The sequence below is a fragment of the Streptomyces mabaensis genome, from assembly GCF_053763515.1.
Genome location: NZ_JBSOPZ010000016.1, coordinates 19,605 through 40,366 on the forward strand (window position 1 = coordinate 19,605; position 20,762 = coordinate 40,366).

Below are 20,762 nucleotides of genomic sequence, written 5' to 3' on the forward strand. Positions count from 1 at the left end.
TCTCCTCGTCGTCCTCGTCGTCCGCGTCGGCCGGGTCGTCCGCGTCGGCCGTCAGACCGCGGCGGGGATGCGGTCGCCGCCCTCCGCGACCGTCCCGGTCACCCGGCGCAGCTTCTTCATCGGGCCGAGCTCGCTCTCGTACACCTTCTTGACGCCGTCGCCGAGCGCGGTCTCGATCGTGCGGATGTCCCGCACCAGCCGCTGCAGGCCGCCGGGCTCGACGGACGCCGCCTGGTCCGATCCCCACATCGCGCGGTCGAGCGTGATGTGGCGCTCGACGAAGGCCGCGCCGAGTGCGACGGCGGCGAGCGTGGTCTGCAGGCCCGTCTCGTGGCCGCTGTAGCCGATCGGGACGTTCGGGTACTCGTCCCGCAGGGTGTCGATCACCCGGAGGTTGAGCTCCTCCGCCTTCGCCGGGTACGTCGAAGTGGCGTGGCAGAGCAGGATGTTGTCGCTGCCCAGCACTTCCACCGCGTGCCGGATCTGCTTCGGGGTGGACATCCCGGTGGAGAGGATGACCGTCTTGCCGGTCCCGCGCAGGGCGCGCAGCAGCTCGTCGTCGGTGAGGGAGGCGGAGGCCACCTTGTGGGCCGGTACGTCGAACTTCTCCAGGAAGGCGACGGCCTCGGTGTCCCACGGGGAGGCGAACCAGTCGATGCCGCGCTTGGCGCAGTGCTCGTCGATGGCGCGGTACTCGTCCTCGCCGAACTCGACGCGGTGGCGGTAGTCGATGTACGTCATCCGGCCCCAGGGGGTGTCGCGCTCGATGTCCCACTGGTCGCGCGGGGTGCAGATCTCGGGCGTCCGCTTCTGGAACTTGACCGCGTCGCAGCCGGCTTCGGCGGCGGCGTCGATGAGCGCGAAGGCGTTCTCCAGGTCGCCGTTGTGGTTGATGCCGATCTCGCCCGTGATGTACACGGGGTGGCCGGGGCCGGCGGTGCGGGAGCCGAGGGTGCGCAGACGGGAGGAGGTGCTCATGGAGGGTGCTGTCCTTCGCTGGGAGCGGGGGGTGGGGACGGGGGATGGGGTGTCGAGGAGGGGGGCGAGCGCCCGGGCGCGCGCCAGGTCGTGCGGATCGTCGATCTCCAGCACGCGGGCGGGATCGGCCGGTACGAGGGCGGTCCGCCCGAAGAACCGGTGGCCGGCGGCCCGGAACCCGGCGGCGTCCATGGCATAGGCGGCGCCGGTCTCCAGAAAGTCCTGGGGCCGGTCCTGCCGCCGGGGCCGGAAGGCCTGGTCATGGTTGACGCCGTAGCCGCCGTAGCCGCCGGAGGCGGCGGAGGCGGGCACCGGCGGGGCCGCCCCGAGGGCGTCGCCGGCCGCGCCGGCTGCCGGGCCGCCATCACCGTGTCCGCCGACGGGCGCGCCCGGCACCGGCCGTGAGCCGTCCGGGGACACCCCCGAGCCGGGCGCGCCGGGCACCGGCAGGGGTGCCGGGGGGGCGGTTTCCCGGAGGTCCGCGCCGGAGGCGGGTTGGCGCCAGATGAAGCCGTGGAACGGGGCCGCCGTCACCGCCGTGTCCGCCCCGCGCGTGGTCACCGCCGACGCGACGCCGTCGATGTCCTCCGGGGTCAGGAACGGGCTCGTGCACTGGACCAGCAGGACGACGTCCACCCGGGTTCCGTACAGCGCCTCGTACGCGTCCATCGCGTGCAGGACCGCCGACTCGCTGGTGGCCGTGTCGCCCGCGATCACCGGCGGGCGGGGGACCACTTCCGCGCCGGCGTCCCGCGCAGCCGCCGCGATCGCCGCGTCGTCCGTGGAGACGACCACGTCGGTCACCAGGCGCGCCGCCAGACAGGCGTGCACGGCTCGCGCCACCAGCGGGACGCCGCCCACGGCGGCCAGGTTCTTGGCCGGTACGCCCTTGGATCCGCCGCGGGCGGGGATCACGGCCAGGACCGTGCGTACCAGGACGTCGGGCTCGGTGGTGCTCACAGTTCTCCCATCCGGCGGATCACGGGGGCCACGCGCTGGACGCCGTGCCGGTACGCGCCCCGGGCCGTGTCCCGCAGCGCGGCGCGCACCCAGCGGCGTACGCCGGAGGCGCGCGCGGCCGGCGCGGCGCCCGGCAGCGGGGCTCCGTCGGGGCCGAGGTGGTGGCGGGCGAGGATGCCGGGCAGGTATCCCGGCGCCGTGGCGAGGGTGTAATAGGGGGTGAGCGGCGGGAGTTCGGGCCGCTCGGTCAGCTCGGCGACGCGCTTGCGGGCCGCGTCGAAGGCACCCTCGTACGCGCCGTCGTACGCGCCCTGGTCCGCACCCTCGTGCGCACCGCCCGCGGCGACCCCCTGCCCGGCGAGCCACTCGGGGTCCGCCTGCGGCCGGTGGCCCTCGTCCAGCTCGTCCCAGGACGCCAGGCACCCGGAGCCGAGGAAGTGGTGGTTGCCGAGCGCCTCACGCACCCCGAGGTCGGTCAGTACGGCCGTGGGGATGCCCCGGTGCAGGGACTCCAGCGCCGCCGTCGAACTGACCGTCACCAGCAGGTCGGTGCGGTCGAGGACCTCGCCCATGTGCCCGTAGACCAGGCGGCAGTTGGCGGGCAGCCCGCCCTCGATCCGGTCCGCGAGCCGCTGGTACGGCAGCTCCTCCAGATGCGTGGTGTGCTCGCCCGGCTTGCTGCGCAGCTTGACCAGAACCTCGCGGCCCGGGTGCAGCCGGGCGTGCCGGACCGCGCGCCCCAGCAGGTAGCTCCGGTCGGCGCGGCTCTCCGGTACGGACGGCTGGGCCGCGAAGACCACGGTCCGCATGCCGCCGTAGCGCTCCTCGTACCGCGCGCCGCCCAGGAACGGCAGCGCGGTCTCGACGACACTTCCGGCATCGGCGCCGACCCCCTCGTACACCGCGCGGAAACGCTCCGCGTCGTGGCGGGAGTTGGCGAGGACGAGGTCCGCGCCGTGGCGCAGCAGCAGCCCGTCGGCGAGCTTCTCGTATACGACTCCGACGTATCCGGTGACGATCACGGGCCGCGCGGCGGGAGTCGGCCAGTGCCGGCGCAGGCCGTGCAGCATCGCCTGTACGCCGCCGCCGACGAGGGCGAGCACGACGACGTCGTACGGCTCGTTCCGTATCTCCTGGAGGAACTCCGCGCTGGTCACCTCGCTCAAGCGGTCGGCCGCCACGCCGACTTCACCGAGCTGGCGCGCGGTGGGGGTGGCCCGGCCGCGCAGCAGGAATCCGGAGAGGTGGAGTTCGGGGGCGAGGCGGTGCGCGGTGAGTGCGCCCCATTTCCATCGCGTATCGGAATCCGCGAGTACGGCGACCCGCAGGTTCCTCTTGGTACTTACTGGCACGACGCCGACGCTATGCAGGCGTTCCGCCCGGCGGCCCAACTCGCCCGCAACAGCTGGTTAACAGCCCGTCGCCGAAATGCGAATGTGGCGTGGAATGGGTCAGGTTAACGGTCTCGTCATTCTTCGTTCATACGCTGTCCGCATGCGGGCCAGAATGAATGCCGGGGCACGCCCTAATGTCACGCGGGTGGTTAAGCTCTCCGTCATCGTGCCGTTCTACAACGTGCAGACATACGCGCCCGACACCCTCAGAAGCCTCCGCTCGAATGCGCGGGAGGATTTCGAATTCATTCTCGTCGACGACTGCTCGTCCGACGGGACGCCGGAGCTGCTCGAACGCGCCGGCCGCGAGCTGCCGGGGGCGGTCGTGCTCAGACACGAGCGGAACGGCGGGCTGGCCACCGCGCGCAACACCGGGCTGGACGCGGCGCGCGGCGAGTACCTCACCTTCCTGGACGGCGACGACTGGCTGGCGCCCGGCCACTACGCCCGCGCGCTCGCCGCCATCGAGGCACTGGGCTGCGACTTCGTCCGCACCGACCATGTCCAGTGCATGGCGCGGGCCCGTACGGTCCACCGCGTCCCGCACGGTCTCCAGGGCGTGGTCTCCTCGCCGCGCGACGCGATCCTGCCGGCCGACCGGTCCACCTCGGTCGACTACGCGTACGCCTGGGCCGGGGTCTACCACCGCCGGCTCGCCGACCGCGGACTGCTGCATTTCACCGACGGGCTGCGCACCGCGGAGGACCGGCCCTGGATCTGGCGGCTGCACCGGGAGGCGGAATCCTTCGCCGCCGTCGGCCTGCCGGGGATCTTCTACCGGCGCGGAGTCGCCACCTCGCTCACCCAGATCGGCGATGTGCGCCAGCTCGATTTCATCCGGGCATTCGACCAGGTACTGGAGGAAACCGCCCGGGACCGGGATGCGGACACCCTGCTGCCGAAAGCCGTGCGCACGTACTGCGCGATCATTTCCCACCACGTGGGATCCGCCGAAAGGTTCGAACCAGCCGTGGCCCGAAAACTGCGTTCCATGAGCGCGGCCGCTCTCAAGCGAATGCCGCAGAACGTCCTGGACGACGCGCTCGATTCCATGGACGTCCGGCGGGCCGCCCGGCTGCGCAGGCTCAGGCGGCGCCCGGTGGCCACGGGGGTGGCCGCCTGATGAGCCGTACCACTCAGATCTTCCTTGCCTCCACTCTGTACGGGACGGCCACGCTGGCGGCGGCGATCGACGCGGGCTGCTTCGGCCCAGCCGACCGCCGGCTGCTGCTCGTCAGCAACAACGCCGCCACTCCGGAGACCACGCCCGGCCTCGACGAGATGCCGGGCTTCGCGCTGCTGCGCGGCCGCTTCGACGGCGTGCTGTCCTGGAACGAGACCATCGCCCCCTTCCATCCGGGCAGTTGGGCCCCGCGCCCGGACGACGCCCCGCTGTGGGAGCGGCAGTTGCGGCAGCTGTGGCGGCTGGGCGACGACCGGGTCGAGCTGATCGTCGAGTCCTTGCAGGTCAGCCCGGCGCTGTCGGTGGTCCAGTTGTTCCCGGGCGCGCCCATAGAGGTGTACGCCGACGGGCTGATGACGTACGGCCCGACCCGCAACAAGCTCGACCCGCTGATCGGCACCCGCGTCCGCGGGCTGCTCCACCTGGACCTGGTTCCGGGGCTGCGGCCCCTGATGCTGAGCGAGTTCGGCGTCGAGCCCCGGCTGGTGCCGACGGACGCCTTCACCAAGGTGCTGGCCGAACTCGCGGACGACGTCGCCGATGTGCCCGCCGTCCCGGCGGAGCCGCCCGCCCTGCTCCTCGGCCAGTACCTCTCCGCCCTCTCCCTCCTCACCCCGCAGGAGGAGGAGGAACTGCACGTACGGATGGTCCGCGGCGCGCACGCCCTCGGCCACCGGCACCTCGTCTTCAAGCCCCACCCCAGCGCGCCGGCCCGCTGGTCGCGCCTGGTCGAGGAGGAGGCCGAACGACTCGGTGCCGAACTCACCGTGCTGGACAGCCCGGTACTCGCCGAGGTGCTCTACCAGCGGCTGCGCCCGGCCCTGGTGGCCGGCTGCTTCTCCACCGGCCTGCTCACGGCCGCCATGCTGTACGGCATCCCGGTCGCGCGGACGGGCACGGAACCGCTGCTGGACCGCGTCACCCCGTACCAGAACAGCAACCGGGTACCGCTGACCATCGTGGACGCCCTGCTGCCCGACCTGGCCGACGCACAGGCCGTCGCCGGCTGGGCGCCGCCCACCGAGCGGCAGGTGCGGGAGTCGCTGACCGGGCTGGTCACGGCGGTCGGCTACGCCATGCAGGCGCAGATCCTGGCGGAGCTTCGGCCGGCCGCCGAGCGCTATCTGGCCGGCCATCTCGACGCTCACACCTGGCGTTACTTCAAGCGGCGCCGGCTGACCTCGCTCGGCCTGCCGGGCGCGGTCCCGGCGCAGCTCGCGTTCATCCCGCGCAGCCCGGCGGTGCGGCGCGTGGTCCGCCGCGCCCGGCACCTCAAGCGGACCGCGCTCGGATGACGTCGACCCCGATAGCCGTACCCGACGCGCCCGACGTATCCGCCGTACCCGAAGCGATCCGCGCGGAGCCGCTCCCACCGCCCGCGACGCGGGCGCGGCGGGCCGCGCCCCCGGCCCGGCTGCGCGCCCTCGACGGGCTGCGGCTGCTGGCGGCCCTGATGGTCGCCGCGTACCACCTCGGCGGCCGGGGCGGAGAGATCAGCAAGGCCTGGGGCACCTCGCCGGGAGTGCAGTTCCCGACCGCCTCGGCGTGGTTCGCGTACGGCTGCCTGGGCGTGCAGATCTTCTTCGTGATCAGCGGCTTCGTGATCTGCATGAGCGCCTGGGGACGCCCGCTACGGGCCTTCTTCGCCTCCCGCGTGGCCCGGCTCTTCCCCGCCTACTGGGCGGCGATCGTGCTGGTGACGCTGGTGTTCGCGCTGCCGTGGGTGGCGTACCGGACGGTGTCGCCCTCGGACTTCCTGCTCAACCTCACGATGCTCCAGCAGCCGCTGGGCGCCGACCGGGTGCTCGGTGTCTGCTGGACGCTCTGGGCGGAGCTGCGCTTCTACGCCCTGTTCGCGCTGTTCGTCGTCCTGCCGGGCGGCGGCCGGCAGCGGATCCTGCTCTTCTGCGCGGCGTGGACGCTCGGCGCGGCGATCGCCGACGCGGCCGACAACCGGCTGCTCGACCTCGTGCTGATGCCCGAGTACGCGCCGTTCTTCGTCGGGGGCATCGGCCTGTACCTGGTCCACCGCGACCGGCGCGACGTACTGGCCTGGGGTGTCGCGGCCACCGGCTGGCTGCTCGGCCAGCACTACGCGGTCGCCACGCTGTGGCACGCGCCCGATCCGCGCTTCTTCTCGTACCGCAGCGCGTGGGTGATCGTCGCTGTCGTCACGGCGGGCTTCGTCGCGGTGGCGCTGATCGCCCTCGGGCGTGCGGCGTGGGCGAACTGGCGGTGGCTGACTGTGGCCGGGGCGCTGACGTACCCCTTCTACCTGGTCCACGAACATCTGGGATGGGTGGCGGTCGAAGCTCTCCACCGCCACCTGGGCCTGCCCGCGTATACGAGCCTGCTGGGCACGATCGCGCTGATGCTGCTCCTGGCCTGGCTGCTGCACCGCTGGGTGGAGCGCCCGCTCACCCCTCTGCTGAAGCGTTCCCTCACACGCTGCTGACCGACAGCTTCGCCGCGAAGCCCAGGAACAGCGCGCCCGCCGCCGTGGTCGCGCCGGCCGAGAGGCGCTTGCGCCGGCGGAAGGCCGCCGACAGGCGGGTGCCGCCGAAGATCAGCGCCGAGAGGTAGAGGACGCTGGCCGCCTGGGCGAGGGTGCCGAGGAGGACGAAGGACAGCGCGGGGTGGGCGTAGCCCGGGTCCACGAACTGCACGAAGAAGGAGATGAAGAAGAGGATCGCCTTAGGGTTGAGCAGGCTGATCACCAGGGCCCGGCGGAAGGGCCGTTCGGCCGCGGGAGCCGCGGCCGGCTCCTCGGCCGGGAGCTCGGTGCTCCGGTCGTGCCGCGAGCGCCACATCGACCAGGCGGCGCGCAGCATGCCGAGGGCGAGCCAGGTGAGATAGCCGGCGCCCGCGTACTTCACGATCCCGAACAGCAGGGCGTTGGCCTGGAGCAGCGAGGCCACTCCGGCGGCGGAGAGCACCATCAGCACCGCGTCGCCGCACCAGACGCCCGCCGCCGCCCGGTATCCCGTCCGCACCCCGCGCCTGGCGGCGACCGAGAGGACGTACAGCGAGTTCGGACCCGGCAGCAGAATGATCAGGACGAGGCCTGCGAGATAGGTCGGAAGATCGGTCACACCCAGCATGTCGCGGAGTGTCGCACGCGAGTACCACACTCCGCTTTTCTGTCCTGTATGTAAGACGACTCAGCCGGAACGCACCTGTCGGCTCAAAAGGCATCAGACGGAACGTACGTCCCCCACACCTCGCGCAGCGCGTGGCAGACCTCGCCGACCGTGGCCCGCGCCCGCAGCGCGTCCTTCATCGGGTACAGCACGTTGTCCGTCCCCTCCGCCGCCTTCTTCAGCGCGGCGAGCGCCGCGTCCACCGCCGCCTGGTCCCGCTCGGCGCGCAGCCTGGCCAGCCGCTCCGCCTGCTGGGCCTCGATGGCCGGATCGACGCGCAGCGGCTCGTACGGCTCCTCGGCGTCGAGCTGGAAGCGGTTGACGCCGACGACCACGCGCTCGCCGCTGTCCGTCTCCTGCGCGACGCGGTAGGCGCTGCGCTCGATCTCGTTCTTCTGGAAGCCGCGCTCGATGGCGTTGACCGCGCCGCCCATGTCCTCGACCCGGGTCATGAGAGCGACGGCGGCGGCCTCGACCTCGTCCGTCATCTTCTCCACGACGTACGAACCGGCGAACGGGTCCACGGTGGCCGTGACGTCCGTCTCGTACGCCAGCACCTGCTGGGTCCGCAGCGCCAGGCGGGCCGACTTGTCGGTCGGCAGCGCGATCGCCTCGTCGAAGGAGTTGGTGTGCAGCGACTGAGTGCCGCCGAGGACCGCGGCCAGGCCCTGCACGGCCACGCGGACCAGATTGACCTCGGGCTGCTGGGCGGTCAGCTGGACGCCCGCCGTCTGGGTGTGGAAGCGCAGCATCCACGACTTGGGGTTCTTCGCGCCGAACTCGTCCCGCATGACCCGGGCCCAGATACGCCGGGCCGCACGGAACTTGGCGACCTCTTCGAGGATCGTCGTGCGCGAGACGAAGAAGAAGGACAGGCGCGGCGCGAAGTCGTCGACATCCATGCCGGCCGCGACGGCGGTACGGACGTACTCGACTCCGTCCGCGAGGGTGAAGGCGATCTCCTGCGCGGGCGAGGCACCCGCCTCCGCCATGTGGTAGCCGGAGATCGAGATGGTGTTCCACTTCGGGATCTCGGCCTTGCAGTACTTGAAGATGTCGGCGATCAGCCGCAGCGACGGCTTCGGCGGGAAGATGTACGTCCCGCGCGCGATGTACTCCTTGAGTACGTCGTTCTGGATGGTGCCCGTCAGCTTCTCCGCCGGCACCCCCTGCTCCTCGCCGACCAGCTGGTACATCAGCAGCAGCAGCGCGGCCGGCGCGTTGATCGTCATCGACGTCGAGACCTTGTCCAGCGGGATCCCGCCGAACAGCACCCGCATGTCGTCGATCGAGTCGATGGCCACGCCGACCTTGCCGACCTCGCCGCTCGCGATCGGCGCGTCACTGTCGTGGCCCATCTGGGTGGGCAGGTCGAAGGCGACGGACAGGCCCATGGTGCCGTTCGCGATCAGCTGCTTGTAGCGGGCATTCGACTCAACGGCCGTACCGAATCCGGCGTACTGACGCATGGTCCAGGGACGCCCGGTGTACATCGACGGGTACACACCGCGCGTGAAGGGAAACGCACCGGGCTCGCCCAGCTTCTCGGCCGGGTCCCAGCCACCGAGCACCTCCGGCCCGTACACGGGCTCAATGGGAAGACCGCTCTCAGTGAATCGAACGCTGCCCGACTCGCGCGCCATGTGCTGTGCCTCCATCGACCTGCCGAAGCTACCGTTTGGTAGCAACGCCTTCTCGCAACGGACTGTAGTGGCGGGCGTGCGGCGAGTGGAGAGCCGCGCGCTGGGACCTTGCTCACAGAATGCGCCGACGTTCGCAACCAAGCACCCGCGGAAAGCATCCCTTAGGTACACGGACCATTCCCGGGGGGCATACATGTATCGCACGACCGTCTTCAGAAGAGCACTCATGGCGGCCGTGGCCGTGGCCTGCGCGGCGGGCTGTACGGCCCAGGCCGCGGGGTCCCCCGGCGGCGGCACCCCGGCGGCCCCCGCGACCGCGGCGCCGGCCGGCGCGTCCGCGACCCCCTCCCCGGACGGCAAGCCCTCCGCCTCCGCCGCCCCTTCCGCGACCGCCTCGCAGGCGCCCACCGGGAGGGTGCTGATGGCCGAGGGCACGGAGAACGAGCAGGTCCGCGAGTTGCAGGCGAGGCTCAAGCAGCTCGGCCACTTCAAGCGCAGCCCCACCGCCTTCTACGGCTCCCTCACCTCGACCGCGGTCCAGGCCTTCCAGCAGCAGCAGGGCCTGGAGACGACCGGCACGGTCGACGAGACCACCTGGCAGCGGCTGGCCGGCACGACGACGAAGCCGACCGCGAGCGAGCTGCGCCCGCCGACCACGTACGAACTCGACACCCCGGACCAGCGGTGCATGACCGGGCGGGTGATGTGCATCAGCAAGGAGAGCCGGACCCTGGCCTGGATGATCGACGGCAAGGTCGTCTCGGCGATGGACGTGCGCTTCGGCTCGGAGAACACGCCGACCCGCGAGGGCACGTTCAGCGTCGGCTGGAAGGCCAGGAAGTGGGAGTCGACGATCTACCACACGCCCATGCCGTACGCGATGTTCTTCAGCGGCGGCCAGGCGGTGCACTACTCGTCCGACTTCGCGGCCCGGGGCTACAACGGCGCCTCGCACGGCTGCGTGAATGTCCGGGACGAGGGCAAGCTCGCGGCGCTCTTCGACGAGGTCAAGGTCGGCGACAAGGTCGTCGTCTACTGGTAGCGGGTCAAGGGACCATATGCGGCCGCGGTGTGAGGGCGCGGGCGGGACCGGGGGAACGTGTCCCGCCCGCGCCGGTGCGCAGTGCCGAAGGTACGGGGGGAACCCCGGCTCATGCGCGGCCGATGACCAGTCGGCTCACTTAGTTCTGCGTCACCGGCTCGAAAAGCGTTACACCGGCCGGCGGCACCGCGACGAAACCGAGCGGCGGGGCCGGGGCATGCTCCGGTGCCACGGGCACCATGCCGGTGCCGCGGTCACCGCTCGACCGTTCCGCGTCGTCACCGTCGTCGTCACCGCCGCCGCTGTCGTCGTCGCCGTCGCTGCCCTTGTCGCGGTCGCCCTTCTTCTCCCCGTCGTCCGTGCCGACACCCAGCAGACGCTTGCAGAACCGCTCCACCTGGTGGGCGCCGCCGGCCCCCTCCTCCAGGCGCTGCCTGCTGTCGCCGGCCAGGCTCTTGCCGCTGTGGTAGTCGCGGCAGGCCTGGACCAGCCACTTGCGGTCCCGCTCCCGGCTGTCCTGGGGCGGAGTGCCGGCGCCGGGGTCGTGCGTGCCGGTCCCGCCGTCGTGCGTCGGATCGGGTGACGTCTCGGGGGTACCGGGGCTCTGAGTGCCGCCGCCGGAGATCCGGGGGTCCTGCGTCGAGGACGGCGGGTCGCTGGGCGTGGCCGTGCCGGGAACGGGCGGGATCCGTGCGTCCGGTGTGCCCGCGACGGACACGGAGACCGCCGGCTGCGGCCGGGCGCTGTCACCGAACGGGGTGGGCAGCACTCCGGTACCGGCCGCGACCGCCACACCGCCGAGCGCGCAGCCGGCCAGCGCGGCGGCGAGGCCGAAGTTCAGCGGGCGTCCCCAGCGGCGCCCCGGGCGGCCGCCGTGTGCGGCAGGGCCGGGCGCGGACCCGAGTACGGTCACCGGGGTGCCCGGGGTGTCCGAGGCGTGCTCGGCGAGCGGGGCGCGGGCGGGGCCACCGTGCGCCTTCCGGAAGGCGGCGAGTGCCGCTTCCTCACCGGGGAGTTCCCCGCTCTGCGGAGCCTGGGCGGCGCGGCCCAGGGCTGCGGAGAGCCGTCCGGCCTCTTCGCGCACCTGCTCGTCGGCGCTCTCGACGGGCTCGCCGCGCAGCAACCGCTCCGCCGCTCTCCTGTCAAGCCACTGGTAGCGCTCGTCCGCCATCACATGTCCTTCTGCGTCCGCAGACGCGAATGCGTCACACCGGCCGAGGCGGCGGTGCCTCGGCGCGGCGCTCGCTGCGGTGGCAGGCCTCCCAGTTCCCCCGACCCGCCATTACCCTCGGTTACGTCGTCGCCCGCCTCCGCGCCCAGCAGCTCGGCCAGCCGCTTCAGGCCGCGGTGCGCGGCGGTCCGTACGGCGCCCGGGCGTTTGCCCAGGGTCTTGGCGGCGCTCTTGGCGTCCAGCCCGACGACCACCCGCAGGACAACCGCCTCGGCCTGGTCCTGGGGAAGCTGGGCGATCAGCGCGAGGGTATCGCCTGTGGCGAGGGACTCCATCGCCTCCCCCGCGGTGTCCGCGTCGGAGGGCTTGCCGGTCAGCTCCGTCTCGTCGCCGCCGACCGCGGGGCGCCGGCCCCGCATCCGTATGTGGTCGAGGGCGCGATTGCGCGCTATCCGCGCGGCCCAGCCCCGGAAGCGGTCCGCGTCTCCGCTGAACCGGTCGATGTCCCGCGCTATCTGCAGCCAGGCCTCGGAGGCGACATCCTCGGCCTCCGCGTCGCCGACGAGTGTCCGGACGTACCCCAGTAGCCGCGGGTGCACGGCGCGGTACACAGTCCGGAACGCGTTCTCGTCGCCGTCCTGTGCCGCGAGCACAGCGGTGGTCAGCTCCGCGTCGTCCCCCAGCACCGTCTCTACCTGTCCCACTGTCCTGTTCGCAGCTGGTCACTGCCGCGCCACACTGCGCGAACCTGCACGCTACGGCCTCTCACCTACCCCCGTCCATGTGTTGTACAACGCGCAACGACACCAGCACTCACCGGGGTGTGACAGAAACCGCAGTCATGGCGCTGTTAGGAATACGGGCTTGTCGCACGAGCCCGTTGCGAACGACGACCGGGGCCTCTCCTGTGGGGGGTGGCGGCCCCGGTCGTCCTCGTCTCACACGGAGCTGTCACGCTGTTCACAGCGGCCATGCGGCCAGCAGATCATCGGGGCCGTAGGCGGCGTCGAGGCCCGGACAGTCGGTTCCACTGCGCGAAACCGCCACCACCGGGACGGGTTCGGCGGTGAGCGCGGCCCGGTGGCGGTGGAGGGCCGCCAGGTCGTGTCGGTCGAAGGGTGACTCCTCCAGCCACTTGATGGAGCCGACGAACAACAGTTCCTTGGCGATGGGGGCGCGGTCTGCCCCGACGATGTCGATCTCTATGTCGTTGGTGCGGGTCCAGTAGCCGCCCACTGCGGGGGCCGCGGGCAGCCGGTCGTCGGGCAGTGTCCGGGCGAGCGCCTCGCGCACGAGCGGCTCGACGGCCCGGCCGCGCCAGCTGGTCCAGTTCTCCCGGATCCGCGCCAAGGTCAGATCGCCTCGACCCCGCTCGATCTCCCCCATGGAAGGGCCGAGAAGGTGCAGCCAGAACCGCAGGTACGGATCCGTCACCCGGTAGCGGCGGTCCTTCGACGGGCGCAGGGACACGGGCAACTCCCCGGCAACGATCCGCTTGTGCGTGAGCAGCTCCAGCGCGCGCTGCAGCGGCGTGGCGCCGATCCCGCCGGCCGCGCGGGCGATGCTGGTGAAAGTACGCTCCCCACTGCCGATCGCCGCCAGCACCGCACGAGCCTGGGCCTGCGGCGGAAACTCCGCGGCCAACGAGCGCTCGGCGGACACCAGCAATGCCGAGACCGGATCGTTCAGAGCCTCGCCGAGGAAGTCCCACAGTCCCGCGCCGTGCGGCCACTCCGCACAGATCAGCGGCAGCCCCCCGGTGACCAGCGCGGCGTCGAAGGCTTCGGCCGGACCCAGTCCCAGCATCCGCCCGACCTCGGCGGGATTCAGTGCCCCGAGCACCATCTCCCGGCCACGCTGGTGGAAGGGGCGTCCGTAGCTGTTCAGCGCCTCCATCATCGACAGATCCGAGCCAATGAGGACCAGCAGCACCGGCTTGGTCTCCAGCGCCCGGTCCCAGGCCCGCTGCAGCATCCCCTCAAAGGCGCCATCGACATCCATCAGGTACGGCACCTCGTCGATGACCAGCACACTGGCCCGGTCGGCGGGCAGCGCCGCGGCCAGTACATCGAACGCTGCATCCCAGCTCTCCGGCCGCGCGGCGGCCACCAACTGCGCCAGCGGCAGCGTCGACGCCTGGGCGTCCCGGGCCAGCCGTGCCAGATCGTCCGCAGGGGATGCACCGGTGGCGGCGTAGAACAAGAACGGTGCCCCGGAACGCTCCACGAACCGCTCGACCAGCCGCGACTTGCCCACCCGGCGTCGCCCGCGCAGCATCACGCACCGACCGGGCCGCTCCCTCCCGACTCCTGCCGCCACCTTCTGCAGCTCGCGCTCAAGCGTCGCCAGCTCCTGCCGACGGCCGACGAAGTCCACCATGCCCGCCAACCTCCACGCATGACACTAACAATAATGTTGGTAACTTCAACGTTAGCATCGACCCGGTCAGCCATGTCTGCTCCCGGCGATCAGTTGGCGGTGGGGTGGGTCAGCCATGCGGATGCGGCGCTCAGCATCAGTCGTACTCCGGTGTCGATGGCGGGGTCGGGCAGCGGGGCGAACCGCGGCGAGTGGCTGCCGGGGACCTCCGCCGGAAGCGCTCCGTCGACCAGGTCCGCCAGCCGGAAACCGTCGAAGATCTTCGGATCCAGCGCGCCGAAGAACCAGAACACGGAAGGGACCCCCAGCGCCGCGCCGAAGGTCCCGAAGTCCTCGCTGCCGGTGAGCGGCTGCGGCAGCGTGAACGCCCGCTCCGGGCCCACGACGTGGGCCATCGCCGCAAGGACCTGGTCGGTGGCGGCCGGGTCGTTGGAGGTCATCGGGAAGCTGTGCAGCTCGGTGATCTCCGGTTCGCGTGGCGCCGCGGACGCCATCGCCTCGGTCCGGATGATGCGCTTCACGGCGGTGAGCACCTTCTCGCGCACCGCCGGGGCGGCGCTCCGGATATTGATCTTCAGGTCGGCGGTGTCCGGGATGATGTTCTCCTTCGTCCCGGCCTGGATCGCACCCACGGTGACCACGGCCATCTGGCTCGCGCCCACCTCGCGGGACACCACCGTCTGCAGCCGCATGACGATCGCGGCGGCCATCACCACCGGGTCCACAGTGGTCTCGGGCACCGACCCGTGCCCGCCCGTACCGAACAGCCGCACGTGCAGGTTGTCGGAGGCTCCCATCACCGTGCCGTGCCGAGTACCGGCGTAGCCGAGCGGAACCGGTGCCACATGCTGCCCCAGACACACCTCGGCGCGGGGGAACCGCTCCAGGAAACCGTCCTCGATCATCGCGGGTGCCCCGCCCACCTCCTCGGCGGGCTGGAACACCGCCACCACGGTGCCGTGCCAGGCACCCCGGTTGGCGGCCAGCAGCGCCGTCGCACCCAGCAGACAGGTGACGTGCATGTCATGCCCACAGGCATGCATGACCGGCACCGTCTCGCCGTCATCGTTGACGGCCGTGGCGGTGGAGGCGTACGGAAGACCGGTTTCCTCCTTGACCGGAAGAGCGTCCATGTCCGCGCGCAACAACACCGCCGGCCCCTCACCGGAGCGCAGCACACCGACCACGCCGGTACCGCCCACCCCCTCAGTGACATCCCAGCCCTGCCCGCGCAGCCGGTCTGCGACGACCTGGGCAGTGCGCTTCTCCTGGAAGGAGAGCTCGGGGTGGGCGTGCAGGTCCTCATACAGGCCACGCAGGCCGGGCAGCAGATCCGCCAGACCGGCGAGCAGGGGGTGATGGGTCGACGTCATGACAGTTCCTTTTCCATCGAGGGAGGACACTCCAGGGCCCCGGCACGAATGCGGTCGTCGGCCGTAGCGAGGAAGGAGGCAGTGTCCTGCGGGGTGAACCAGGCCTTCACCGCAGCGATCACTGCCCCCAGGGCCAGAAACGAGCACCGGCACTCCTTCCAGCAAATGGCCGATACTCGACCGTGGCGGGGAGTCCCCACATGGTGCGACTCACTTGCAGAAGGGCCGGGAAGTTGCAGGAAAACAGCGCTGAGCAAGCAGATCCACAGGAATCCGATACCGGCTTCTCCGAGCTGGATCTGGCGCTCATCGACGCCCTGCAGTCCTCACCCCGTGCCACATGGACGCAGCTCGGCCGGGCCCTGGGCATCGACGCCACGACCGCCGCCCGCCACTGGGAACGACTGCGCGCACAAGGACTGGCCTGGATCACCGCGTACGAGACACCCCACACCGCCACCGTCGCCTACGTCGAAGTCCGCTGCATGCCACGGCAGTTCGACTCCGTCAGCCACGCGCTCACCCAGCTGCCCTGGATCCTCAGCGTCGACGAGACGGCGGGCGACTTCGATCTGTTCCTCTCCGTCGCCGCGACCGACCTCCACTCCCTGGGCAGGGCGGTCCACGGCACCATCGGCCACCTACGAGGCGTCCGCGCCACCAACACCCGCCTCGGCCTGACCCTCTTCGGCGAAGGCAGCAACTGGCGCACCCGCGCCCTCGGGCCCGCAAGCAGGGCACTGCTGCCGGGATCCGGCAGCACCCCCCATGTGACCCCCAGCACCTACAGCACCCACATGCGCAGCCGGCTCACCCCGCAGGACACCGCACTGCGCACCGCACTCGGCCACGACGGCCGCCTCGGCTACAAGGAACTCGGCACCGCGATCGGCGTGAGCGAGTACACCGCCCGCCGACGTCTCCTACGCATGCTCCGCGACCGCGAGATCACCCTGCGCTGCGACTTCGCCCACCCGCTGGCCGGATACCGCGCCGTGGCCCTCTACCGGGCCGCCGTCCCGCACCCCCACCTCGAACACACCGGCGCCGCACTCGCCCGCATGGAACAGGTCCGCCTCTCCGTCTCCGTCAGCGGCCCCCACAACCTCCTCGTCATGGTCTGGGTCCACGACCTCCATGGCATCAGCACCTTCGAGAACCTCCTCGCCGACCGCTTTCCTCACCTGGAGGTCAAGGACCGCACCATCACCCTCCACACCCCCAAACGCATGGGCTGGCTCCTCGACCCCCTCGGCCGCGCCACCCACCACATCCCCCTCGCGCTACCTGCCGACAGTGGATCGGGAACGGACCTCAACGGGGCGAGGGAGTCGTAGGCACGAAGCCCGCCGGCCGACAGAAAGCAGCAGGTCAGGCCCGGTGCCGGCAGGCCGGCCAACTCGACATCGGACCGTCGCACGGGCCGATCAGTTCTGATCCTCTATCAGATTCATGTCGTGCCAGGCGCGTTCCACCCGGCTGAACGCGCGGACCGCCGCAGGCTCGGCCAGCTCTGCGACGATCGCCTGGACGGCGCTGACCATGGCGGTCACGGAGGTGAGGCCGCGTACGGCTTCGGTTGGCACCACGATGACGTGGTCGGCGTGGTCGGCCAGGGGGGTGGAGCGCAGTTCCGTGAGCACGCAGACGGTGACCCCGGCCTCATGAGCGAGTCGGGTGAGTGCGAGTTGCGCCCGGGTGAGCCGCCACATGTTGATCACCAACAGGCAGTCGCCCTTGCCCAGGTGAGTGACCTGCGCGGCCTGCACGGTGGCCGCGCCCAGGGCGAGCTGGATGTCGTACCCCATGGCCATGCCCGGATAGGCGAGGACGTGCGCGGGACCGGCGGCGCTTCCCGAGCCGGCGATGACGGTACGGCGGGCGGAGGCCATGACGCCGGCGACTGCGCGGATGGCCTCGGTCGTGACCGGCTCCATGAGCGCTGCGACGTTGGCGGCGTCACGGCGAAGCATCTGGACGGCGGGGTCGGTAGCCGGCCCTGTGCCGAGGCCGCCCGCGCTCAATGAGTCGATGTAACAGTCGCGCAGATCCTGGCGCAGCCCGGGCCAGCCGTCGAAGCCGAGTTGTTGGGCGGTGCGTACGACGGTGGAGACGTTCACGCCGGCTCGCTCGGCCACCTCGCGCGCGGCGGCGTAGGCGGCGAACCCCGGCTCGCGAGCGAGGACCTTCACCACTCGGCCCGCCTGGGGACCGAGCGACGCGTAGCCGTCCAGGCCGGTGAGCCAGCTCTCGATCGACATTCCCCCTCCTCCCGGGTCTCCCCGATCAGGCCGAGATTGTGTCATGGACGACCTGGTAGCTCCGGGAGCGGGCGTCGTCCTCGGAGTCGAAGCAGTGGGCAAGGCCGGAGCCGAACCGGGCGCGTTCGGGGTCCGCCAGCCACCGCTCGTAGTCGGCCGCGTCGGGCCATACCGCGGTGACGACGATCTCGCGCGGGTCGTCACGGCTCACCAGAAGCTGGGCGGCCTGCGCGCCTGACACCTCCAGGATCCGGTGCCGACGGTAATAGGCCACCACCTCGTCGACGTGTCCGGGCTTGGGTCGCAGGGTGAGAACGGTAAACATCATGCATCAACTATTGCATGGCTCGATCCGATGCATCTAACGTTGCGCCACCTTCTTCCTGGAGATGCCGTGACCCTTCCTGACTCCACCGCAGTTCCCGCTGTCGGCTCCCAGCAACTGCTGGACCGGCTCGACGGCCTCGAGGTGTCCCGCCCGCACCGACGGCTCATGTTCCAGGGCGGACTGGGATACGCGATCGACTCGTTCGACGGCGCGCTGATGGGCTACGCGCTCTCCGCCGTCATCGTGCTGTGGCACATCAGCTCGGAGACCGCCGGCTGGCTGCTCTCCGCCGTGTTCTTCGGCTATCTGGTCGGCGCCCTGGTCGCCGGAGTGCTCGCCGACCGGTATGGACGCCGACGCCTGATGATCATCGCCCTGCTCGTCTTCAGCGTCTTCAGCGTGCTCATGGCCACCGCCACGACGCCGACCGAGCTGTTCGTCTGGCGGGTGCTGGCCGGCGTCGGCCTGGGCGCCGAGAGCGTCCTCGTCGCCCCGTTCATCGCCGAGTTCATCCCGCCTGCGCACCGCGGCCGGTTCGTCGGACGCACCGTCGGCTTCTTCGCGTTCGGCTACATCCTGGCCGGGCTCGTGGCAGCACTGCTCATCGCGCCGCAGCCGGAGGTCGGCTGGCGTATCGCCGCCGGCGTCACCGCCCTACCGGTCGTACTGCTGCTGTGGTGGCGCAAGAGCCTCCCCGAGTCCCCCCGCTTCCTGCTCTCCCAAGGCCGGGTCGCCGAGGCCGCCGCCGTCATCGAACGCTTCGAGAAGGAGAGCGGCCGGAGCGAGGCGCCCTCCCAGGCGCAGGCCGCCGTGGTGGAGGAAACCCCGCCCCCGACGCAGCCCACGGCGGAATCGGATCGGCCAGGCGTCCTCGGCCAGCTCGCCGCCTTGTGGGCCGGCCCCATGGCCCGCCGCACCGCGGTCCTCTGGGTGCTCTGGTTCACCATGACCGGCGTCAACTACGGCTTCGCCAGCTGGCTGCCCGCCTTGCTGGTCCAGGACAAGGGCTTCAGCATCACGACGTCCTTCGTCTATTCCCTTGCCACGGCCTGCGCGCAGGTCCCCGGCTACTACGCCGCCGCCTCCCTCATCGACCGCTTCGAGCGCAAGTGGGTCATCGCCGGCTACGCCGCCGGCGCCGCACTCTCCGCGCTGGGAGTGGCCCTCGCGACGCATTCCGCGGTGCTGCTCGTCGCCACCATGTTCCTCTCGGCGTTCGTAAGCGGCGCGGCCGCCGCGTATTACGCGTACACCGTCGAGCAGTACCCCACGGAGATCCGCACCACCGGCACCGGCGCCGCCTCCGCGGTCGCCCGCATCGGCGCGATAATCTCGCCCATCGCCATCGGCTACCTCTACAAGAGCATCGGCTTCAGCGGCGTCTTCCTCTGCCTGGTCGGCGCTCTGGCCGTCGCCGTCACCGTGACCCTCGCCTTCGGCGAACGCACTGCCGGCCGCAGCCTCGAACAGATCGCCCCACCCACCGCCTGACGGGCGACCACCAGATCTTCCGGTGCGGCGCCGCCTGCCCCCGGCGGCGCCGCCCCACGAAACAGAGAGCGACGAAGAATCGTGAACCAGTCACCCAGCGCCGTGCTGTTCGAGAACGCGCGCGTGTACGACGGTATGTCCGAGGCCCTCACGGATCCCAAGAGCGTACTCGTCGAGGGAAACCGCATCACCCGCATCGCACGGTCCGTCACCGCACCCGACGGTGCGACGGTCGTCGACGCGGGCGGACGGACTCTGTCACCCGGATTCATCGACGCGCACTCACACGTGATGTTCCAGCTCTCCATCAGCGAGGGCGCGCGGACCGACGCGCTCTACCACGCCATCCAGGGCGCCGCGATGGCGAAGCTCTACCTCTCCCGCGGCTACACCACCATCCGCGACGCCGCCGGGAACAGCTTCTCCCTCAAGCTGGCCATCGACCGGGGCATCGCCGAAGGCCCGCGCATCTACCCCTCGGGCCCGATGTTCTCGCAGACCTCGGGCCACGCCGACCTCAGCGGACCGGCCGAACCCTCCCGCCTGGTCGGCGGAGAACAGTCGCAGATGGCCAAGATGCAGCACCACATCGTCGTCGACGGCGTCCCCGAGGTACTCCGCGGTGTGCGGCACGCGCTGGGGCGTGGGGCCAGCCAGATCAAGATCGCAGTCGGCGGCGGATGCGGCTCCGAGCGTGACCCGCTCGACGTCACCGAGTTCACGAGCGAGGAGATCGAGGCGGCGGTGCGGGCGGCCGCCGACTGGAACACGTACGTCACCGCCCATGTCTACAACCCCGCCGGTGTACGCCGGGCGATCGCCGCGGGCGTGCGCTGCATCGAGCACGGCAACCTGCTGGACGAGGACACCTTGCGTGTCATGAAGGAGGCGGGTACCTGGCTGAGTCCGCAGGTCATCATCTACACGATCCGCCCGAACGGCTTCACCGACGACCAGGCGGACAGGCATCGGCAGGCATACGAGGGGATCGACAAGATGTTCACCGCCGCGAAGGCGGTCGGCTTCGACCGGATCGGCTTCGGTTCGGACATCGTCACCTCGCCCGAACTCCTCGCCCGGATCAACGAGGAGTTCATCCACCGCACCAAATGGTTCACGCCCGCCGAGATCCTGCGCCAGGCAACCTCCAACAACGCGCAGATCCTTGCCATGTCCGGCCCGCGGAACCCCTACCCGGGCAAGCTCGGCGTGATCGAGGAAGGCGCACTGGCCGACATCCTGCTGATCGACGGCGACCCGCTGAAAGATCTCGCGATCCTCACCGAACCCGAGCAGAACCTCGTGCTGATCATGAAAGACGGCGTGATCTTCAAGAACGCGCTGGCCCTGAACACTCCGTCGGCCCAGGCGTGACAGGTCTGCCCGCCTGTCTGCCCGCCTGCCGCGCGGTCTGCGCGT

Annotated in this window: 17 protein-coding genes and 1 pseudogene; 7 read left to right on the forward strand and 11 right to left on the reverse strand. The window is 71.0% G+C overall.

Annotated features, from left to right (window positions below; all coding sequences use genetic code 11):
* Positions 1–51 precede the first annotated feature (51 nt).
* The 3 genes and pseudogenes from ACWV17_RS16325 to ACWV17_RS16335 all read right to left on the reverse strand — a co-directional run bounded on the left by ACWV17_RS16325 (position 52) and on the right by ACWV17_RS16335 (position 3,290).
* The gene (locus ACWV17_RS16325; protein WP_455360378.1) at positions 52–978 is read right to left on the reverse strand and encodes an N-acetylneuraminate synthase family protein; all 927 of its coding nucleotides are present in this window, start codon (positions 976–978) and stop codon (positions 52–54) included.
* 531 nt (positions 979–1,509) lie between these two features.
* Positions 1,510–1,938: pseudogene (locus ACWV17_RS16330) on the reverse strand (acylneuraminate cytidylyltransferase family protein); the annotation flags it as partial.
* On the reverse strand, positions 1,935–3,290 hold the full coding sequence (locus ACWV17_RS16335) for a DUF6716 putative glycosyltransferase (protein ID WP_455360289.1): 1,356 nt from the start codon (positions 3,288–3,290) through the stop codon (positions 1,935–1,937). The gene ACWV17_RS16335 and the pseudogene ACWV17_RS16330, both read right to left, overlap by 4 nt.
* A 187-nt stretch (positions 3,291–3,477) precedes the next feature.
* On the opposite strand from ACWV17_RS16335, the gene ACWV17_RS16340 reads away from it, so the two are divergent.
* Genes ACWV17_RS16340 through ACWV17_RS16350 form a run of 3 tightly spaced genes read left to right on the forward strand, consistent with a single transcriptional unit; the run spans position 3,478 to position 6,970 of the window.
* Positions 3,478–4,455: a glycosyltransferase family 2 protein gene (locus tag ACWV17_RS16340; RefSeq protein ID WP_455352875.1), complete on the forward strand. Its 978-nt coding sequence runs from the start codon at positions 3,478–3,480 to the stop codon at positions 4,453–4,455.
* Positions 4,455–5,810 carry a polysialyltransferase family glycosyltransferase gene (locus ACWV17_RS16345; protein WP_455360290.1) on the forward strand — a complete coding sequence of 452 codons (1,356 nt, stop codon included), beginning with the start codon at positions 4,455–4,457 and terminating at the stop codon, positions 5,808–5,810. Before ACWV17_RS16340 ends, ACWV17_RS16345 begins: the two co-directional genes overlap by 1 nt.
* Positions 5,807–6,970, forward strand: a complete 1,164-nt coding sequence (locus ACWV17_RS16350; protein WP_455360291.1) for an acyltransferase family protein — start codon at positions 5,807–5,809, stop codon at positions 6,968–6,970. Before ACWV17_RS16345 ends, ACWV17_RS16350 begins: the two co-directional genes overlap by 4 nt.
* Here ACWV17_RS16350 and leuE read toward each other — a convergent pair.
* Together leuE and ACWV17_RS16360 are read right to left on the reverse strand one after the other, a co-directional pair.
* Complete coding sequence (gene leuE, locus ACWV17_RS16355) at positions 6,957–7,616, reverse strand: leucine efflux protein LeuE (RefSeq protein ID WP_455360292.1); 660 nt, start codon at positions 7,614–7,616, stop codon at positions 6,957–6,959. The genes ACWV17_RS16350 and leuE overlap by 14 nt on opposite strands.
* A gap of 83 nt (positions 7,617–7,699) precedes the next feature.
* Positions 7,700–9,298, reverse strand: coding sequence for an acyl-CoA mutase large subunit family protein (locus ACWV17_RS16360; protein ID WP_455352879.1), 1,599 nt, complete (start codon positions 9,296–9,298; stop codon positions 7,700–7,702).
* Positions 9,299–9,524: 226 nt separating this feature from the next.
* On the opposite strand from ACWV17_RS16360, the gene ACWV17_RS16365 reads away from it, so the two are divergent.
* The gene (locus ACWV17_RS16365; protein WP_455360293.1) at positions 9,525–10,340 is read left to right on the forward strand and encodes a L,D-transpeptidase family protein; all 816 of its coding nucleotides are present in this window, start codon (positions 9,525–9,527) and stop codon (positions 10,338–10,340) included.
* A 139-nt stretch (positions 10,341–10,479) separates the two neighbouring features.
* Here the strand turns inward: ACWV17_RS16365 and ACWV17_RS16370 are convergent, their stop codons facing one another.
* The 4 genes from ACWV17_RS16370 to ACWV17_RS16385 form a co-directional block, all read right to left on the reverse strand.
* A complete protein-coding gene (locus tag ACWV17_RS16370) occupies positions 10,480–11,511 on the reverse strand; it encodes a hypothetical protein (protein WP_455360294.1) in 1,032 nt (343 codons plus the stop codon).
* Complete coding sequence (locus ACWV17_RS16375) at positions 11,511–12,197, reverse strand: RNA polymerase sigma factor (protein ID WP_455352596.1); 687 nt, start codon at positions 12,195–12,197, stop codon at positions 11,511–11,513. Before ACWV17_RS16375 ends, ACWV17_RS16370 begins: the two co-directional genes overlap by 1 nt.
* 274 nt (positions 12,198–12,471) lie before the next feature.
* A complete protein-coding gene (locus ACWV17_RS16380) occupies positions 12,472–13,890 on the reverse strand; it encodes an ATP-binding protein (RefSeq protein ID WP_455360295.1) in 1,419 nt (472 codons plus the stop codon).
* 89 nt (positions 13,891–13,979) lie between these two features.
* Positions 13,980–15,263 carry an amidohydrolase gene (locus tag ACWV17_RS16385; RefSeq protein WP_455360296.1) on the reverse strand — a complete coding sequence of 428 codons (1,284 nt, stop codon included), beginning with the start codon at positions 15,261–15,263 and terminating at the stop codon, positions 13,980–13,982.
* A 233-nt stretch (positions 15,264–15,496) separates the two neighbouring features.
* Between ACWV17_RS16385 and ACWV17_RS16390 the strand changes: the two genes are divergently transcribed.
* Complete coding sequence (locus ACWV17_RS16390) at positions 15,497–16,600, forward strand: Lrp/AsnC family transcriptional regulator (RefSeq protein WP_455360297.1); 1,104 nt, start codon at positions 15,497–15,499, stop codon at positions 16,598–16,600.
* A gap of 90 nt (positions 16,601–16,690) precedes the next feature.
* Here the strand turns inward: ACWV17_RS16390 and ACWV17_RS16395 are convergent, their stop codons facing one another.
* On the reverse strand, positions 16,691–17,524 hold the full coding sequence (locus tag ACWV17_RS16395; protein ID WP_455352569.1) for a MurR/RpiR family transcriptional regulator: 834 nt from the start codon (positions 17,522–17,524) through the stop codon (positions 16,691–16,693).
* Between the two features lie 25 nt (positions 17,525–17,549).
* Positions 17,550–17,852 carry a putative quinol monooxygenase gene (locus ACWV17_RS16400; protein WP_455360298.1) on the reverse strand — a complete coding sequence of 101 codons (303 nt, stop codon included), beginning with the start codon at positions 17,850–17,852 and terminating at the stop codon, positions 17,550–17,552.
* Between the two features lie 66 nt (positions 17,853–17,918).
* On the opposite strand from ACWV17_RS16400, the gene ACWV17_RS16405 reads away from it, so the two are divergent.
* Complete coding sequence (locus ACWV17_RS16405; protein WP_455360299.1) at positions 17,919–19,343, forward strand: MFS transporter; 1,425 nt, start codon at positions 17,919–17,921, stop codon at positions 19,341–19,343.
* Positions 19,344–19,424: 81 nt separating this feature from the next.
* Positions 19,425–20,717 carry an amidohydrolase family protein gene (locus ACWV17_RS16410; protein WP_455360300.1) on the forward strand — a complete coding sequence of 431 codons (1,293 nt, stop codon included), beginning with the start codon at positions 19,425–19,427 and terminating at the stop codon, positions 20,715–20,717.
* Positions 20,718–20,762 lie beyond the last annotated feature (45 nt).

Bases quoted from the DNA above. Each gene is read 5' to 3' on its own strand.
- ACWV17_RS16325 (WP_455360378.1), bottom strand. From the start codon at position 978: ATGAGCACCTCCTCCCGTCTGCGCACCCTCGGCTCCCGCACCGCCGGC.
- ACWV17_RS16345 (WP_455360290.1), top strand. From the start codon at position 4,455: ATGAGCCGTACCACTCAGATCTTCCTTGCCTCCACTCTGTACGGGACG.
- ACWV17_RS16350 (WP_455360291.1), top strand. From the start codon at position 5,807: ATGACGTCGACCCCGATAGCCGTACCCGACGCGCCCGACGTATCCGCC.
- leuE (WP_455360292.1), bottom strand. From the start codon at position 7,616: ATGCTGGGTGTGACCGATCTTCCGACCTATCTCGCAGGCCTCGTCCTG.
- ACWV17_RS16360 (WP_455352879.1), bottom strand. From the start codon at position 9,298: ATGGCGCGCGAGTCGGGCAGCGTTCGATTCACTGAGAGCGGTCTTCCC.
- ACWV17_RS16365 (WP_455360293.1), top strand. From the start codon at position 9,525: ATGGCGGCCGTGGCCGTGGCCTGCGCGGCGGGCTGTACGGCCCAGGCC.
- ACWV17_RS16370 (WP_455360294.1), bottom strand. From the start codon at position 11,511: ATGGCGGACGAGCGCTACCAGTGGCTTGACAGGAGAGCGGCGGAGCGG.
- ACWV17_RS16380 (WP_455360295.1), bottom strand. From the start codon at position 13,890: ATGGTGGACTTCGTCGGCCGTCGGCAGGAGCTGGCGACGCTTGAGCGC.
- ACWV17_RS16385 (WP_455360296.1), bottom strand. From the start codon at position 15,263: ATGACGTCGACCCATCACCCCCTGCTCGCCGGTCTGGCGGATCTGCTG.
- ACWV17_RS16395 (WP_455352569.1), bottom strand. From the start codon at position 17,524: ATGTCGATCGAGAGCTGGCTCACCGGCCTGGACGGCTACGCGTCGCTC.
- ACWV17_RS16400 (WP_455360298.1), bottom strand. From the start codon at position 17,852: ATGATGTTTACCGTTCTCACCCTGCGACCCAAGCCCGGACACGTCGAC.